This window comes from Sphaerisporangium siamense (assembly GCF_014205275.1).
Taxonomy (GTDB): Bacteria; Actinomycetota; Actinomycetes; order Streptosporangiales; family Streptosporangiaceae; genus Sphaerisporangium; species Sphaerisporangium siamense.
Genome location: NZ_JACHND010000001.1, coordinates 5338632 through 5355179, shown reverse-complemented (window position 1 = coordinate 5355179; position 16548 = coordinate 5338632). Strand labels below are relative to the sequence as shown.

Annotated in this window: 12 protein-coding genes and 1 pseudogene; 11 read left to right on the top strand and 2 right to left on the bottom strand. The window is 73.7% G+C overall.

Features of this window, described 5'->3' with window-relative positions:
• Nucleotides 1-57: 57 nt before the first annotated feature.
• The 3 genes from BJ982_RS24590 to BJ982_RS24580 all read left to right on the top strand — a co-directional run bounded on the left by BJ982_RS24590 (nucleotide 58) and on the right by BJ982_RS24580 (nucleotide 1584).
• The gene (locus BJ982_RS24590; RefSeq protein ID WP_184883798.1) at nucleotides 58-210 is read left to right on the top strand and encodes a hypothetical protein; all 153 of its coding nucleotides are present in this window, start codon (nucleotides 58-60) and stop codon (nucleotides 208-210) included.
• 306 nt (nucleotides 211-516) lie between these two features.
• Nucleotides 517-936: a hypothetical protein gene (locus BJ982_RS24585; RefSeq protein ID WP_184883796.1), complete on the top strand. Its 420-nt coding sequence runs from the start codon at nucleotides 517-519 to the stop codon at nucleotides 934-936.
• Between the two features lie 198 nt (nucleotides 937-1134).
• On the top strand, nucleotides 1135-1584 hold the full coding sequence (locus BJ982_RS24580; RefSeq protein ID WP_184883794.1) for a hypothetical protein: 450 nt from the start codon (nucleotides 1135-1137) through the stop codon (nucleotides 1582-1584).
• Between the two features lie 44 nt (nucleotides 1585-1628).
• Here BJ982_RS24580 and BJ982_RS24575 read toward each other — a convergent pair whose 3' ends face one another.
• Entirely contained in the window at nucleotides 1629-3035 is a 1407-nt protein-coding gene (locus BJ982_RS24575) for a helix-turn-helix domain-containing protein (protein WP_184883792.1), read from the bottom strand.
• 301 nt (nucleotides 3036-3336) lie between these two features.
• Between BJ982_RS24575 and BJ982_RS24570 the strand changes: the two genes are divergently transcribed.
• The 7 genes from BJ982_RS24570 (at nucleotide 3337) to BJ982_RS24540 (ending at nucleotide 13437) form a co-directional block, all read left to right on the top strand.
• Nucleotides 3337-3729 carry an ATP-binding protein gene (locus BJ982_RS24570; protein WP_184883790.1) on the top strand — a complete coding sequence of 131 codons (393 nt, stop codon included), beginning with the start codon at nucleotides 3337-3339 and terminating at the stop codon, nucleotides 3727-3729.
• A 267-nt stretch (nucleotides 3730-3996) separates the two neighbouring features.
• A complete protein-coding gene (locus tag BJ982_RS24565) occupies nucleotides 3997-6447 on the top strand; it encodes a P-loop NTPase family protein (RefSeq protein WP_184883789.1) in 2451 nt (816 codons plus the stop codon).
• On the top strand, nucleotides 6440-9706 hold the full coding sequence (locus BJ982_RS24560; protein WP_184883787.1) for an acetate and sugar kinases/Hsc70/actin family protein: 3267 nt from the start codon (nucleotides 6440-6442) through the stop codon (nucleotides 9704-9706). Before BJ982_RS24565 ends, BJ982_RS24560 begins: the two co-directional genes overlap by 8 nt.
• A complete protein-coding gene (locus BJ982_RS24555) occupies nucleotides 9706-10860 on the top strand; it encodes a hypothetical protein (protein WP_184883785.1) in 1155 nt (384 codons plus the stop codon). The genes BJ982_RS24560 and BJ982_RS24555 overlap by 1 nt, the downstream gene beginning before the upstream one ends.
• Nucleotides 10857-11591, top strand: a complete 735-nt coding sequence (locus tag BJ982_RS24550) for a TRAFAC clade GTPase domain-containing protein (RefSeq protein ID WP_184883783.1) — start codon at nucleotides 10857-10859, stop codon at nucleotides 11589-11591. Before BJ982_RS24555 ends, BJ982_RS24550 begins: the two co-directional genes overlap by 4 nt.
• Complete coding sequence (locus tag BJ982_RS24545; RefSeq protein ID WP_184883781.1) at nucleotides 11564-12607, top strand: TRAFAC clade GTPase domain-containing protein; 1044 nt, start codon at nucleotides 11564-11566, stop codon at nucleotides 12605-12607. The genes BJ982_RS24550 and BJ982_RS24545 overlap by 28 nt, the downstream gene beginning before the upstream one ends.
• A gap of 50 nt (nucleotides 12608-12657) precedes the next feature.
• Nucleotides 12658-13437 (top strand): hypothetical protein, encoded by a 780-nt coding sequence (locus BJ982_RS24540; RefSeq protein WP_184883779.1) that lies wholly within the window; start codon nucleotides 12658-12660, stop codon nucleotides 13435-13437.
• 108 nt (nucleotides 13438-13545) lie between these two features.
• On the opposite strand, the gene BJ982_RS24535 is transcribed toward BJ982_RS24540, so the two are convergent.
• A complete protein-coding gene (locus BJ982_RS24535; RefSeq protein WP_184883777.1) occupies nucleotides 13546-15858 on the bottom strand; it encodes a molybdopterin-dependent oxidoreductase in 2313 nt (770 codons plus the stop codon).
• Nucleotides 15859-16074: 216 nt separating this feature from the next.
• Between BJ982_RS24535 and BJ982_RS39625 the strand changes: the two are divergent.
• Nucleotides 16075-16488 (top strand): annotated as a pseudogene (locus tag BJ982_RS39625) (Clp protease N-terminal domain-containing protein); the annotation flags it as partial.
• Nucleotides 16489-16548: the final 60 nt, after the last annotated feature.

Genomic DNA, 16548 nt, shown 5'->3' with positions numbered 1-16548 from the left:
TGTCAACTATGATCAGACGGACGCGACCTCGGCCGGTCACCCTCGGGGCCTTGGTTCTTGGGTGGCCTCGGCGGCTCCCTCGTCGTTATCGACCTCGACAACCGCGTGACGGTCGCGTACGCGATGAACCAGATGCTCGACAACGGCTCCATCGGCGACGACCGCGCCCTCGGCCTCCTCTTCGCCGTCCATGACGGCCTGCTGTCGTGACCTCCCGCGCGGAAGGGAAAAACGTTCGGCGACGGAGGTGGAATATGCGCCTGCGCCGCCGCAATTGTGCCGTCCGATGGAGACCGGCCGTCCAATTGACGGCCCGGTGACCCGGACGGACAAGGCCTCGCCGGATATACGGATTCCCTCGAACGGCATTAGCAGCGGTTCATAAATTGTTTATCTTGACTCGTCTGATATCCGCTTCTAATCTGGGCCGGTTGCACGGCGAATTCCGTGGCCCCGTCCAGTCGATCGGAGATATGCGTGCCAGCGAACACACAAAGGAACGCCATCCGATTCGGCGTGCTCGGGGGCTTGGTGCTCGCGCTGCTGGGCACCACCTTCCCTCCGGCCGGGCAGGCTCCCCCGGAGGTTCGCCAGGTGGCCGCCGTCGTGGACGGCGCCAGGCCGGCCGACGACTACTACCTCACGATCTCCCCGCTCAGCCGTACGGTCGTGGCCGGGGGGAACGCGCAGTACACCGTCGCCCTGGTGATGCTGTCCGGCAACCCCGCGCCCTTCAGCGTGGTGGTCAACCAGCTTCCCGCCTCGGTCATCCACACGTTCAACCCCAACCCGGTCCCCCCGGGCTCCAGCTCGACGCTCACCCTCATGACCGCCCCCACCACCCCGGGCGGCACGTATTCCTTTGTGGTCACCGCCACGATGGGCATGCTCACCCGCTCGGCCCTCGGCCAACTGACCGTGCTCGGCCCCGAGTAGCCCCGGTTCCGCTCACCCGAGGTCCTGTCGCGAGTCAGCCGCCCCGGCTTCTGGGATGACGCCGGATATACGGATTCACGGAACCGGCGTTAACGACGGCTCAGAACAGGCGTTCATTGACTCGCCTGATATCCGAATCTAATATGAGTCGGCCGCGCGCTGATTTCGCGTTTCCCATCCGGTTGATCGGAGAATCGCATGCTCGCGAACACACTGAGGAATGCCGTCCGATTCGGCGTGCTCGGGGGGCTGTTGCTCACGCTTCTGGGCGCCACCTTCACCCCCGCCGGGGCACCGGCCGGGCAGGTTTCCCTGGAGGTCCGCAACGTCGCCGCCGTCGTGGCCGCCGACGACTTCTCCATCAGCATTCAGCCGGCCGGCCGGATCGTCACGGCCGGGGCGAGCGCGCAGTACGCCATCGCCCTCGTCCCGGCGTCCGGCACCACCCTCTCCCCCTTCACCTTGGCGGTCAAGGGGCTCCCCAGCTTCACCGCCGCGACGCTCGATCCCCTCCCCTACGGGGCCACGCTCACGCTCATGACCGCGTACACCATGCCGGCGGGCACGTACGTGTTCGTGGTCACCGCCACGACGGCCAGCGTCACCCGCTCGGCCACCGGATCCCTGACCGTCTACGGCTCCGGCTGAGCCGCTCTCCAAGGACCCGCCCGCCGCGATTCGTATCTTCGGGTTCAGGCGGCCAGGAGCCGGTCATACCGATAGGCGAACTCCGATGATTCGTCGGCGGCCTCGCGAAGCCCGGTGAGTTCCTGAAGGGTGCGCCGGGACCCACCGATATCCGGCAGAAGCGCCAACCCTTCGGCGAGGGCCTCTGAGCGCGCACCGGAGGCGAGGAGCGCGTCGGCCAGGCAGGCACGACCGTACGACCGGTTGCGTCGCTCGTCCGCCTGCGCGGCGTGCTCTGCCTTCCGGGCGGCGATCGCGCGCTGGTACAGGTCCACCGCTGCGGCGGGCCTGCCCAACGCCATGGCGGAACGGGCCTCGAAGCTGAACATCTCCCCCTCGCTGACGAAGCCCGTCCACGTCAGATCATCTTCGCAGGGTCCCCGTTCGAACTCCCGCCACGCGGTCGAGATGGACTTGCGCCATGCGGTTCGATCGCCGAGAACGGCGTGCGCGGACGTCTCGCGGAGCGCGAGCAATGCGTACGTGCGCGGAGAGGCCCAGTGTCGCGCCGCCTCCTTCGCCATGGCGGCGAAGCGCAGGGCCTCACGCGCGCGTCCCGGACCCTCTTGCGCGAGACGCACGTATTGCATGGCGAGCAACGACGCGGCATGCACGCGGACCTCTTGGTCTCCAGCGTGATCGGCGCAGATGAGCGCCTCGCCGTACAGGTGGCGGGCCAACCGCTGGTCGCCGGAGTCGTAGGCGTACCAGCCCGCGTCCACGCTCAGAGTTCCGGCAAGCGACAGCAACCGGCGGCCGACCTCCTCACTGTAGGAGGCTTCGTCCAGCATGCGGCGCGCCCTCGCGAGGAGACGGAGCGCCGAGGGGAGCACCAGGGCGCCCCCCACTCGCTGATCCTCGGCCCCCAGTCGTGCCATCGCGGATTCGAGGTGCTTGACATGAGCCGTGTCGACTCTGGAGGGAACGGCTGCCGAGCCCCATCCCGCACCCGCCGCCAGCGTTCCCGCGAGCATGCCGGTGAAATGTCGTCGGTCGATCTCCACATCATCATTCGTTCCCGGCAAAGCCAAGATCGCCCCCTCGTCGCCCGTGAACAAAGGCGCCAAGGCGTGACGCGGCATGTCGATGGCGTCGGCGAAGCGGAGGAGTTCTCGGATGTCGTACAGGGTGTTGCGCTCGCCGTTCTCGACGCGGTTGACCGTGCTCTGGGACCAGCCGACGAGGCTGGCCAGTTCGAGCTGGCTGAGGCCCATGGCGGAGCGGACGCGCAACAGGAAGGCGGGAAGGTCGGCGGACGCCAGGGCTTCGCGGATCTCGGCGGAATCCCACAGCCACACGGGTGCGGCCGGCAGGGCTCCACGGCTCGACCGCGCACAGGGAGCACAGATCGGATCGCCGCTGTAACGGCTCAACAGGGTCTTCCGGCACCCCGGGCACATCCGCTCGCCCATGAGCCCGCTCCTTTCCACGTATCACCAATTCGACGAACCCTCACAAACCCGATGAATCCATCCGATTTCCGAAATACGGCGGACTCCGGTAATCGGATGGATTCCGGCGACGCGCGTCACCGTACGGCCGGGCCGCAGGTAACGGGCGATGCCAGATCGTCCTAACTCTCAGCGAGCATACGATGACCCTCCGACATTTTCCGGCGGCGCTTCCCGCCCGGACCCTGGCTGCCGCCTCGCGCGCGAAAGGCGCGGCGGCGAGAAGGGACGGGAAGGGAGCGATATGCATTCCGGGGAGCGTGTGAGCGAGGTCTTCTCCGTGGTCTCGGCGATCGACCAGGTGCCTCTCGCCCGGCACCGGGCACGCGGGACGCTGGCCGCGTGGGGCGTGGACGACGAGATCGTCTTCACGGCGGGTCTGATCGTGACGGAGCTGGTGACGAACGTGGCCGAGCACGCCGCGGCGGAGTCGCCGTCCGCGACCGTGATGCTCGCCGCCGACCGGCACTGGGTCACCGTGGCCGTCCACGACACCCATCCGCGCCTGCCCCGCGCTCTGGCGTCCCCGCGCGACGACGACGGCGGCCGGGGGCTGCGCATGGTCATGCTGCTGGCCGAGGAGGCGGGGGGCCGGCACTCGGTCGAGCCGGCGCCCGGGGGCGGCAAGCACGTCGTCGTCCACCTCCCCCGCTGACTCCTCCCCTGGCGTCCGCCTCCCGCCATCCCGCCACGGACACCACGCGTCGGCCGCCCGTTTCTCCGCCGACGGCCCACCAGGATGCGATCAATCCGCATAGCATCTGAAACGTTCCAACTTTCCCGACGATCTACCATCGGAGGGCAAGGGCGGGATTTCCACCGCGCAGGACGCGTGAAATCACTGACCTGTCCGGATGGCGGATTGTTTGGGGGTTTTGTGACCGTTGTACCGTGCCGGACACCCGGGAGGGGCCGATGACCCATGCCTGAGAATCGCGGCGGAGACCTTCCCGACCTGGCGCTTCAGGCCAAAGATGCGCTGCTGCGGCTGCAGCAGGTCCCGGCGCACCCGGAACTGGACGCGCTCCGGCTCGCGGCGGAGAAGCTGGCCGCCAAGGTCATCGAGAACGCCGAGAAGAAAGTAAGAATCGGGCTGTTCGGCGGGTTCTCGGTGGGAAAGTCCCTCCTGCTCGGCACGCTCCTCGGCAACCCCCTGCTGCTGCCCGTCCACAACCAGGCCACCACGGCCAACGTCGCCGTGCTGCGGCTGACCCAGAGCGACGGCGACACGGCCCGGATCACCGGCGGCCGGGCCGAGTACCTCGGCGACGCCGAGCTGGCCGGGTACGTCGCCCGGCTGCTCGACCACGCGGCCGAGGCCGCCGACCAGGCCAACGTGCCGAAGGAGGAGTCCGCGCGGCTGCGCACGCTCCCCCGCGAGCCGCGCGCGCTGCCCGCCCTGCGGGACTTCGTCCGCGACCAGGCCGCCGCCCGCCCGCACAGCTCCCTCTCCCTGCTGCTGGCCGAGATCGACAAACTGCGCGACGCCCTGGAGGCGGTCACGCCCGGCACCGCCGAGGACCTGGACCCCAACGGCCTGATGGAGCTGCTCACCCAGGCGGAGGGCAGGGACGGCCCGCAGGACGCGCCGTCCGGGCTCGGGGTGCGCCGCGCGATGGTGCGCCGCCTGGTTCTGGAGGTGTCGGTCCCGGTCACCACCTGGAACCTGGCCGAACTGCACGGCGCCGAGGTCGAGTTCGTCGACGTGCCGGGGCGGGGCGGCGGCGAGGACTGGGCCCGGCACGAGTTCCTGACCGGCCTGGAGATCGGCGACGTCACGGTCGCGATGGTGATGTTCAGCGCCGACCGCGCCCGCACCGCCGAGCGGCTGACGCTCAGCAACCTGATCTACCACACCGGCCGGCTGCCGGAGGACTTCGAGGACTGCCTGTTCGCGTCCGTCGGCAAGTTCGACGCCGTCCCCGGCCTGCCCTGGCTGCTGCTGTCAGAGGACGAGCGCACTTCCCTGCTGCCCTCGCCGCCGACCGAGGCGCAGCTCTTCGACGCGGCGGGCGACATCCGCGGCATCTTCACCGCGGCCCGCGAGCTGCTGCCCGCGGGCAGGGACGACCGCATCGTGGTGATCTCCTCGCTGGTCCACCTGGCCAGGGCCGCCGACGCCGCGCCGACCGAGCAGTGGGCGAGGGACGTCACCGCCAAGCTGTCGCGGCGCAAGGAGGTCGACGAGGCCCGCGAGAAGGCCGACGGCTGGGCCAGGATCGGCTTCCCGCCCGGGGAGATCGGCGCGGCGCTGCGGGCGTTCACCGAGGACGGCGGCATCGCCCGGCTGAGGGAGAAGCTGTTCGCCCACGCGCGCGGCCGCGGCCTCGACCTGCACGTCCGTCAGGTCGCCCGGGACGTCGCCGCGCTCGCCGAGCACGAGGCCGAGCTGGCGAGCGTCCAGGCCGGGCTCGGCCCGCTGGAGGTCACCGAGCGCGAGACCGCCGCCCGGCTGCGCGCCGCGGTCGCCGCGCTGTCCAGCCACGTCAGCGACATGCGCGCCGAACTGTGGGGCACGCTCGGCGACCCGCGCCACCGGCAGGACGGGGCCCCGTCGCTGTACGACCGCATCCGGCAGGACGCGGCGAACGGCGTCGCGGAGTGGCCGCTGTGGCTGGTGCTGCTCGGCTCGGTCGACAACGGCATGATCGTCGTCAGGGACGTCCCCGGCGGGCCGCACGCGGGGCCCGGCGACGACGACTGGGACGACCTCGACGACGAGGACGACGAGCCGCTGGTGCCGCTGCCCACGGCCCCGGTGAACGTGCGCGACTTCCTGGCCCCGTACCAGGAGACCTGCCGCTCGCTGTACGGCAGCGTCAACGACCGGCTGACGCGGGCGGTGGCCGACTGGGTGGGCGGCCGGCGCCGCGCCTTCGCCGAGCAGCGGCTCGTGGTGGAGGAAGTGGTGGACCAGCGGCTACGCGAGGCCGCCGCCCAGGAGGCGCTGCGCGACCCGGCCGCGCAGTACGTCCTGGCGCTGTTCCAGGCCCTGGACTGGCTGCTCGGCGAGAAGGCCCTGGTCAAGCGGGTGGAAGGCCGGCTGGCTTCGGTGAGCCCGCCCGCGGAGCAGGAGCTGGACGACTCCTTCCCGTTCGACCCGACGCGGTCGCTGGCCTGGCATCCGGGCTCGCCCCGGCGCGGCAAGCGCGAGTACTGCGACATGATCCAGGTGTTCCGGCTGCGCCGCGAGCTCGGCGAGGCGGCCTCCGGGCACGTCGGGCAGCACCTGGCGGCGCTGCAGACCCGCGCCTGCCGGGTGCTGGACAGGAGGCTGGCCGAGATCGGGTCGCGGCTCGTCTGGCCCGACAAACTGTCGGAGATCATCTCGGCACGCGAGACCGGTGAGGACGCGGGAGGCACGCATGCGTGAGGAGCGACCGGACGCGGAGCGGCCGTCGAACCCCTGGGCGGACTGGAACGAGTTCGCCCGCGACTACACCTCGCCGCAGCCGCGGCAGCAGCACCGCAGACCCGAGCCGGAGCCGGGCTGGGAGCCCGAGCCGGTCACGCAGCCGTTCACCCGGCCGCGTCCTCGCGCCGAGCAGCCGCCGCCGCGCGACGGGGACACCCGCGCGCATGAAGTGCCGGCCCCCGAGCCGCCCGCCGCCGACCCCGCCACGGACCCCGGGGAGAAAGCGGAGGAGGAGGCGACGCGCTCGCGCCGGGTCACCCAGCCGCACCCGGGGCTGGTCGCGGTGGACTTCGGCACCTCCAGCTCGACCGCCACCCTGTACGACATCGGCCGCAGGGACTGGATGCTCTTCTCCCCCCAGCAGCAGCGCCGCCTGCTCGGCGAGCTGTCGTCGCTGCTGCGCGACGACCCCGGCCGCGGGAACACGGCGCTCAGCGCGGAGTGGAACCGTTTCGTGCAGAACCTCGCCGAACGACTGCTGAGGTCGGACGGCTCGGGCCCGCCGTCGGCGGAACGGCTGGTCGCGCTGCTGCGCTCCGACACCGACTCCACCATCGGCGACCGGCTGATCCTGGAGCTGGAACGCTCGCGGCCCCTGTGCTCGCCGCCGCTGCGCCGCCTGGTGACGACGCGGCTGAGCGAGGCGTACGACGCCGCCTTCCGCGAGCCGCCCCTGGACAGCCTGCGCCTGTTCCGCGTCGAGCTGGACCCCTCCACGCGCGCCACCGAGCTGCGCAGCGCCGCCTACGTCGTGCGCAGGCGGCCGCTCACCGTGTCCATGCTGCCGCCGTCGGAGGGCGACGAGGCGGGCGAGGACGCCCGGCGCGAGCACCGCGGGCTCAAGCAGCGGCTCGGCCGCCCCGACGCGCGCACGGGGCCCGACGGCGAGTTCGCGGTCGAGGACCTGATCCGGGGCGTGCTGAGCGACCTGCTCGCGCGCACCGACCAGTACCTGGCCAGGCGGCGCAACAGCGAGGGCTTCGCGCCCGGCGAGGTGAACAACGTCCTGGTCACCTACCCGACCATGTCACCGCCCCGGGTGCGGCAGGCGCTGCAGAAGATGGTGGAGGCCGACGGCGTCGGCCGGGTCATCACCCGGTTCGACGAGGCCATCGGCGCGGCCATGTTCTTCCTGATGCGCGAGTTCGGCGGCGTCTTCGACCTCAGCGTGGAGGCGTTCGCGGCGCGCAGCAGGCCGGTGGTGCCGCCCCGGGAGAACGCCAACCGCGCCGAGTGGGAGCAGCACGTGCTGATCGTCGACATCGGCGGCGGCACCACCGACATCGCGCTGCTGCGGCTGGAACTGGCCGACCGCACCCCGGCGGCGGGCGCCGACGGCGACCCGCACTACGGGCGCTACTACCGGCTGACCCCGTGGCTGCTCGGCACGACGGGCGAGACGCAGCGCGGCGGCGACTACCTCACCCTGCTGGTGTTCAACTGGCTGAAGGCCGTGATCGCCGAGCGGATCATCAGGACCCCCGCCCAGGACGGCCCGCGCGGGCAGGACCCGCGCAAGGTCATCGCCGTCTTCGACGACCGTTTCAAGGACTCCGCCGGCCAGTACGTGCCGGGGTCGCTGCTGGCGGCGATCCTCAGCCCGAAGCCGGGCACGCGCGAGACGGCCCGCGAGAACGTCCAGCTCCTGGTGCCGACCCAGTGGAAGGACAAGGACGGCGCGACGGCCGAGCAGGCCCGCCAGGTGTTCGACCTGCTGTGGGACCTGGCCGAGCGGGCGAAGATCACGCTGGGCGCGGAGAAGTCCTTCGCCCTCCCCCAGGAGGAGGTGGACCAGATCATGAGCGCGCTCGGGTACGCCGGCGACCCCGGCGGGCCGGGCGAGGAACTGGGCCACGAGGACTTCGCGGGGCTGATCAGGCCCGTGCTCGCCGACATCATGCGCCTGGCCGCCGACCTGGTGCGCGGCCAGCTCAGCGAACGGGAGGGCGCCGCGCTGGACCGGGTCATCTTCACCGGCCGCAGCTCGCGGATGAACCTGGTCAGGGAGGAGCTGATCACCGCGTTCTCCGAGCGGCGGCCGGACGAGCGCGGGCAGATCGACTGGGATCCGAGCAGCGTCTGGATCGAGGACGAGTACGCCAAGCACGCCGCCTCGATCGGGTCGTGCTGGGCCGAGAGCCTGCGCCAGGAGGTCCACCCCGACCCCAAGGAGGTGCAGGACCACCTGCGGCGCGGCGCGGTGTGGCTGCAGGTCGACGTGGAGAACCTGTTCTTCTTCCTGCGCGGCACCTTCACCGCCGGCGGCCAGACCGGGTCGGGCAGCGCGGGCACCACTCCCCTGTTCTCCTCCGGCGACCGCCTGCCCCTGATCGGCGGTGACGGCCAGCTCATCATCAGGAACGACCGGTGGATCGGCCTGACCGAGAGCTTCCAGGTGTACCGGCAGAAGAGCACGAGCGAGCCGGTGTACTGGACGTTCTTCCGCGTCGCCGACTACCTGCAGGCCAACCCCGAGCCCGGGTTCGCCTACGACGAGGAGGTGTGGCGCACCGAGATGCGGGCCATGGTGGAGGCCGACACCGACATGGACATGCACGTGCTGCTGTGCCGGGGCCTCGCGCCGCACTACGCGGTCGGCCGCGACCGGCACGGCGTCCTGGACGCGCCGCCGGACGACCGGCACGGCGTCTTGGACGCGCCGCCGGACGACCGGCACGGCGTCTTGGACGCGCCGCCGGACGAGCGGCACCTCGGCACGCCCGCCTCGATCGTCGTCAACCCCGGCATCCCGGGCAGCATGACCGACGGCGTCGGCGAGGCCGTGTTCGACCTGAGCGACCCCGACGCGCTGTTGACGGCCACGTTCGTCATCGAGTCCGGCGAGGACGCCGAGACGTTCCGCGGCGCGTTCGCCGAGCTGCCGCCCCCCGCGCCGTACGGCTGGCGCTTCTACCTGCGCCCGCACGGCGCGGGGACGAACGGCGCGGGGACGAACGACGCGGGCGCGGACACGCTGGTGGCGACCGTGTCGCCGTCCCAGGTGACGGGCCGGGACGTGCCCGGGGTCGCGCCGCGGTTCACGGTGAGCCTGGACGAGCGCGGCGACCTGCGCGTACACCGGGGCGACCCGCCGTTCCGCGCCGCCTCCGGGCTGCGGGAGGTGGAGCGTGTCCCCGGGACGGTGTTCCGCGCCCACATGTTCTCCGGCGACCTGGACTACCGCGAGGCGTACGACCCGTTCGCGGGTGTGCACTGATGGGCGGAGGGCTGGAGGAGCGTCTGCGCGCGGTGCTGGACGGGCCCGACTCGCCGCTGACGGCCCTGGCCAGGGCCGTGCTGACCGGGACGCAGGCCGCGCTGGCGTCCGGGGCGGGGGCGGCCGGGCCCGGCGACCCGGCGCGCGCCGCCTGCGCCGCGCTGGCCGACGAGCTGGCCGCCCTGCTCGCGGGCGCGCCCGCCATACCGTCCGCCGCCCACTCCATGGCGCCGTCCATCGCCCTGTCCGTCGCGCCCGCGGAGCCGCACGACCGGGGTTCCGGGCCGCTCGCCGAGCTGGCGCACGCGTTCATGGCCGACCCGCGCGTGGCCGCGTATCTGGGCCGGTCCAGCGTGGTCAAGCACGCCGACGTCGACACCTGGCGGGCGCTGTGGACGGCCTGCCTGCGGCTGGACCCGGCGGTGGCCGACGAGTGGCGGGACCGGGCGCGCGCGATCCGCGACGAGCGTCTCAACGGCGCGGGGCCGGCCACGTGGCTGGAGCTGCCCGGCGCCGTGCCGCGCGTCCTGGTGGAGCCCGCCCCCGCCCTCGCGACCCCGGGCATCAGGGAGGCGCCCGGGGGGCCGCGTGACCCCGACGTCGCCGAGGCCCTCGGCCCGGACGGCGACGACGGGCTCGCGGTGCTGGCCACCCAGGTCGTGCGGATCGCCCAGGTCGACCCCACGACCTGCCACGCGCTGGAAGGACTGCGCACCTCCGGGCTGCACCCGCTGGACGACCCGCGCACCTGGAACGCCTACCGCACCGAGCTGCACCGGCGGCTCGGCGCGCTGGCCGGCGCCGAGCCGGGGACCCCGGCCGCGCTGCGCGCGCACCGCCTGGTGGACGAGGCGCTCTGCTCGATCGTCCACCGGCCGCCCGCCCACCCGGCGAGCTGGTGGGGCGGCGTGGCCGACCGGTCGCGGCGGCTGCTGGAGGAGCACGTCCTGCGGGCCAGGGCCACGGGCGTGGACGCCGAGGTGAAGGTCCTGGAGATCAGGCCGTACGCCGACCTGCAGGGGTACACCGGCAACCGGGACATCGCCTACCGGGCCGGGGACCCGCGCAGCGGCGAGATCCTCGCCTGCCTGCGCACCTGGCTGCGGGTGGGCGAGGACAGGCTGCCGGGCCGCGTGATCTACGGGCGCGAATGACGCCGACGCGCATCGTGGTGATCGGGCACCCGGGCGCGGGCAAGACCGCCTTCCTCGCCGGCGCGTACGCGGCGCTGCGCCGGATCACCCCGCTCGGCCTGCGGGCCGGGTACCGCGACCACCTGCGGCTGCGGCGGGCCGAACGGCGCCTGGCCCGGGGGCGCGCGCCCGCGCCGACCGTCCGCGGGCACGCCTACCGCTTCCGGCTCAGGCCCGCGGACGGGCGGGCGACGCGGATGAGCTGGCACGACCACCCGGGCGGCGCGCTGACCGGCACCGGCGCCGCGGGCACCGCGCCCGCGCTGCTGGCCGACGTCCTCGCGGCCCGGGCCGTGATCGCGCTGGTGGACGCCGCCGACCTGACGCGCGGCGCCGCCTACGCCGAGAGCCGGGTGCGCCCGCTGGCGGTGCTGGTCCGGCGCCGCCTGCTCGCCCCGGCCGCCGGGCCGTTCGCACTGCTGGTCGCGCTGACCGGGGCCGCCGCGCCCGGCGAGGTCCCCGCGCCGTTCCACGCGCTGTGGTCGCTGGCCGCGCGGACCGGGACGCCCGCGGTGGCCGTGCGGCTGGGAGAGGGAGACGTCAACCGCCCGCAGGACTGCCTGCTGTGGTGCCTCGCGGCGGCGGCGCCCCTGCCCGCGCAGGTGGCGCCCGCCCTCACCGGCCTGGCATGGGACCGGGAACACCGGACAACGGAGGACGAGCCGTGGACTGGATTCGGCCCATCGTCGTGACCATGCTGGGCGCCCCCATGTCCGGCAAGACGACGTTCCTGCTCGGCATGTACGCGACGATGTCGCTCGGCGAGCGCGCGTACGCGCTGCTGGAGAAGGATCAGGACAAGGACTTCGAGCTCGGCCGCGCCTGGGACCGGCTGTGCGCCGAGGGGGTGCTGCCGCCGCCCACCCCCGAGGAGCCCTTCGAGTACCGCTTCACGTTCCTGCACGGCAAGGACCCGCTGCTGCGCCTGGACTGGACCGACTTCCGAGGCGGGGCGATGACCACCCCGCTCGGCGAGGCGAACGGCTTCATCGAGTCGCCGGACGCGCGCCGGCTCGTCCAGCGCCTGGCCGCGACCGACAGCGTCTACCTGGTGCTGGACGGGAGCCGGCTCGGCGCGTCGCCGCAGGCGCTGGAGACGCGCAGGATGACCGCGCTGGTGCGCTCCGCCCTGCTGGAACGGGAGCCCGCGCGGCCCGCCCTGTCGGTCGTCGTGCTGCTCACCAAGGCGGACCGGCTGCTGGCCGAGCTGCCCCAGCACCTGACGATCACCCAGCGGCTGGACCGGGCGCTGGAGACGATCCTCGGCCTGCTGCCGGTGATGCGCCAGCCGGGGATGACCGCCGCGCTGTGCCCGGTGACGGTCGGCGGGTTCGGCGCGCCCACGCGGGGCCGGGTGGATCCGGCGACGGTGCGGCCCTTCTGGCTCCACAAGCCGGTCATGTTCACCATGTTCCACCGGCTGCGCGAGGAGCGGCGGCTGCTGGACGCCGAGCTGGGGTCCCTGGGCGCGCGGCACCGGCATCTCACCGCCGAGCTCGACCGGGTGAACGGGGAACGGCTGGGGCGGCTGCTGCGCCGCGCGGAGCTACGGGGCCTGGAATCGGAGCGGGCCCAGGTGGAAGAGGCCTGGTGGGTCGCCGACGGGAGGCGGAGAATGACCGATCATTGGGGCGCCACACTCCGCGAGGAGATCAAGGAACTGCCGGTCTTCCGCGACGGCGCCCGCGTGGAAAGCGACGACCTGTGAGCGGGGCGCCGTGACGGCCCGGCGCGGTGCAGGGGTGGGGGTCGGCTGAGGTGAGCGCGGGAGAGTGGGCGCCGGTGGTGTACGGCCGGACGCTGCACCACGACCACTGGTGGCGGGCCGGGCCCGCGGGGCCGGACGGGCTCGGCTGGGTGCGGGAGGCGGTGCGCGCGGTCGTCGACCGCGGGCAGGACCTGGACCTCGGCCCGCGCTTCCTCATCGCCCACCGGGGCGGCCCCCGGCTGGTGGGCGTGGCCTGCCAGGCCGCGGAGCTCGGCGCGGGCATGGACACCGACGGCGGACGGCCGCTGTACTGCTTCGTCGGCTGGCTGCAGGAGGCCCGGGACCGGTCCGCGCCGCCTCCGCTCGGGGAGCTGCGCGCACGGTACCGCGCGTGGGCGGGTCCGGAGTACGCGCGCTGGGTCGGCCTGGACTGGACGCTGCCCGCCCACGAGACCCCGCGCACCCACCCGGCCCCGGCCGCGCCGCCGCCGTGGGACGGGACGGCCGCCGGGCCCGCGCCGGTGCCGCTGCGGACGGGCGGCGGCGTGGAACTGTGGCCGCCCGAGGAGGCCGCGGTGCTGTGGGCCTCGGCCGCCGCGTCCGCCGGGCCGGTCACCGCGGTCGCCGGCCTGCGGTTCTCCCGCAGGGCGCGCCGCCTCGGCCTCACGCACGCGGCGGCCGACGACGTCACCCGCCGCCAGGTGCTGCCGGCCCCGTCCACCGAGGTGGCGGCGCGCCCCCAGGCCGTACGGGAACCGCCGCCACGGGCGGACGGCTGGAGCGCACGCCTCGCCCGCGCCGCCCGCCGCCTCACCGACCGCCTCCGCTGACCGGGCGGTACCCGCCGCCGCTCCGGCCCCTGTGCTGACCCAGCAGTGCCCGCCGCGACTCCGGCCGTCTGCGCCGACCCCGGGCGTCGGGGCCTCGTGGACGCGACCTCAGGTCACGGCCTCCACGCGGGCCGGGACGTGTTTGTGCCACGGCGTGCCCGCGTACGGGTCGCGGTCGCCGGAGGAGGTCAGCTCGTTCGGGGCGGCGCCCGTCGTCACCTCCCCCGACTCGCCCGGGTAGGCGAGCCCGAGGCCGTTCGGCAGGGAGATGTGGCCGGGGAGCAGGGTGTCGGTGATCTCCACGGTCGCCTCGGCCGACCCGCGCCGGGTGGTGACCCGGGCCCGTGACCCGTCGGCCAGGCCGAGGCCCGAGGCGTCCTGCGGGCTGATCCGCAGCGTCCCGTGCGGGTCGCGCCTGCGCCAGGCGGGATCGCGGACGATGGTGTTGGCCGTGAAGGAGCGCCGCTCCCCCGCCGAGAGCACGAACGGGTAGCCGGGGGACGCCGCCGGGCCCGCTCCGAGGCCCGCCAGCTCCTCCAGCAGGTCGGGGAGCGCCAGGTGGATCTTCTTGTCGGGGGTGCCGAGGCGCCGCCAGGCGTCGCCGGGCGCGTCGACGGCGAAGACGCGCCCGGACGGCGCGGCGAGGATCGCGTCGAACAGCCGGTTCCCCAGGTCCACGCCCTCCCCGTCGATAGCCGCGTGCCGGACGCCCTCGCCGTCGACGCCCCCGCGCCGGACGCCCTCGCCGTCGACGCCCGCGCGCCGGACGGCCTCGGGGTGGGCCCGCGCCACCCGGACGGCGTGCGCCCACAGCGAGGCGGCGGCCGCCGCGCCGCCGGGCAGCGTGGGGCCGAGGGCGCGGTAGAGCAGCACCGCCGCGACGGCCGCCTGATCCGGGTCCTCCAGGGCGGCGAGGAAGGCCCGCGCGAACTCCGGCCGGCCGCGTCCGGCCGCCTCGCGCAGCGGCCGCACCCGCTCCTCGGGGAGGGCGCCGATCGCCTCGCACAGCCGGGCGTAGATCTCCGGCTCGGGCAGCAGGTCGGCGCCGGGCGGCGGGTCCAGCACGGGGCGGCGCAGGTGGAACTGGTTGACGGGGGTCTCCAGGGTGAAGAACGTCGCCTCCCACTTCTCGAACTGCGAGGGCGCGGGCAGGACGTAGTGGGCGAGCCTGGCCGTCTCGGTCATGGCGACGTCGACGACCACGAGCAGGTCGAGCGCGGCGAGCGCCTCGCGCGTGCGCGGGGAGTCGGCGATCGAGTGGGCGGGGTTGGCGGACTCGACGAGCATCGCGCGGTAGCGGCGGGGATGGTCGGTGAGGATCTCCTCGGCGATCACGTTGGCGGGGACCAGCCCGGAGATGATCCGCGCCCCGGCCACCGGGCTGACGCGGTCGCGCTTGGCGCCGTGGTGCGAGAACGAGATGAACGGGGCGAACAGGATGGGCGGGTTGTTGGCGCCGGGACGGCCGAAGTTGCCGGTGAGCAGCCACAGCAGGTTGTCCAGGTAGCTGTTGAGCGTCGAGTGCCGGTTCATCTGCACGCCGAGGTCCTCGAACACCGCGACGCCGGCCGCGGCGGCGATCCGGCGGGCGGCCCGCCGGACCTGCTCCTCGGGCGCCCCGGCCGTCGCGCAGTACCCGGCGACGGGCACCTGTTCCAGGGCCGCGCGCACCTCCTCCAGCCCGGTCGTGTGGGCGGCGAGCCAGTCGCGGGCGATCAGGTCCTCCTGGACGAGCACCGCCGCGAGGGCGGCCAGCAGCCAGGCGTCGGCGCCCGGCCGGGGGCGCAGGTGGATGTCGGCCAGCTCGGCGGTCTCGGTGCGCCGCGGGTCGATGACGATCAGGCAGCGGCGGGGGTCGCGGGCGATCTCGCGCAGGGTGGGGCGGGTGCGCGGGATGCCGTGGGACTGCCAGGGGTTCTTGCCGACGAACAGCGCGACCTCGCAGTGCTCGAAGTCGCCGGTGACCATGGTGCCGAGCATGCGGTCCGACACCCAGTACAGGCCGGTCTTCTCCTGGGCCAGGGCGTTGGAGCGGTAGCGGGCGCCGAGCGCGCGCATGAGCGCGCCCGCGTAGGAGCCGCCGAGGTGGTTGCCCTGGCCTCCGCCGCCGAAGTAGAAGATCGACTCCCCGCCGTGCGCGTCGCGGACCCGGGAGAGGGCGGCGGCGACGTCGGCGATGGCGACGTCCCAGCCGACGCGCTCGAAGGTGCCGTCCGGCCGCCGCCGGAGCGGGTGGGTGAGGCGGTCGGCCGCGTTCTGGTAGTGGTCGAGGCGCAGCGGCTTCTCGCAGGTGTACCCCTGGGAGGACGGGTGCGCCCGGTCGCCGCGGACGCGATCGAACCGCCTGCCGTCGAGCCGGACCTCGATGCCGCAGTTGCTCGCGCACAGCACGCAGGCCGTGGGCCGCCATTCGGTGTCCATGTCGCCTCTCCGCCGCCACTTGGGTTCAGTAATCGAACTCAGGGTAGCCCGCGCCGGCCGTGCGCTCCAGACCCGTCCCCCAGGGACCGGCGGAGCGGTGCGCCCGCGGCGAAAAGGGTCCGCCGCGACCGCGGGAATTGGCGCATAGTGGAAGGTGCCGCACGCCGGGCCGCCCCCTCGCCCGGATCTTCACCCAAACGCTTGCGGAGGCCCCCTGTGTTCGAGCGCTTCAGCGATTCCGCCCGTCGTGTCGTGGTCCTCGCGCAGGAGGAGGCGCGGCGGCTCGACCACCGCCACATCGGCCCCGAGCACGTGCTGCTCGGCCTGCTCGGCGACACCGAGGGGCTCGGCGGAACCGTCCTTCGGGAGTCCGGCCTCACCCTGGAGGCGGCCAGGGCCGGCGTCGAGGAGTTCGAGGGCCGTGGCTCCTCCGCGCCGCTCGGGCACATCCCCTTCACCGCGGACGCCAAGAAGCTGCTCGAACTCTCCCTGCGCGAGGCCCTGCAGGTGCAGGCCGGGTACATCGGCACCGAGCACATCCTGCTCGCCCTGCTGCGCGACCCGAGCGGGGTCGCCGCCCAGGTGCTGGAGCGGCACGGCGCCGACCCCGTGACCCTGCGCGCCCGCGTCGGCGAGGAGCAGGAGGAGCGCGCGGGCCGTCCCATCGGGACGCTCACCGAGGGGGCGCTG

Excerpts from the sequence above, each read along its gene's own strand:
- BJ982_RS24580 (WP_184883794.1), top strand. The coding sequence starts at position 1,135 with ATGCTCGCGAACACACTGAGGAATGCCGTCCGATTCGGCGTGCTCGGG.
- BJ982_RS24575 (WP_184883792.1), bottom strand. The coding sequence starts at position 3,035 with ATGGGCGAGCGGATGTGCCCGGGGTGCCGGAAGACCCTGTTGAGCCGT.
- BJ982_RS24565 (WP_184883789.1), top strand. The coding sequence starts at position 3,997 with ATGCCTGAGAATCGCGGCGGAGACCTTCCCGACCTGGCGCTTCAGGCC.
- BJ982_RS24560 (WP_184883787.1), top strand. The coding sequence starts at position 6,440 with ATGCGTGAGGAGCGACCGGACGCGGAGCGGCCGTCGAACCCCTGGGCG.
- BJ982_RS24555 (WP_184883785.1), top strand. The coding sequence starts at position 9,706 with ATGGGCGGAGGGCTGGAGGAGCGTCTGCGCGCGGTGCTGGACGGGCCC.
- BJ982_RS24550 (WP_184883783.1), top strand. The coding sequence starts at position 10,857 with ATGACGCCGACGCGCATCGTGGTGATCGGGCACCCGGGCGCGGGCAAG.
- BJ982_RS24535 (WP_184883777.1), bottom strand. The coding sequence starts at position 15,858 with ATGGACACCGAATGGCGGCCCACGGCCTGCGTGCTGTGCGCGAGCAAC.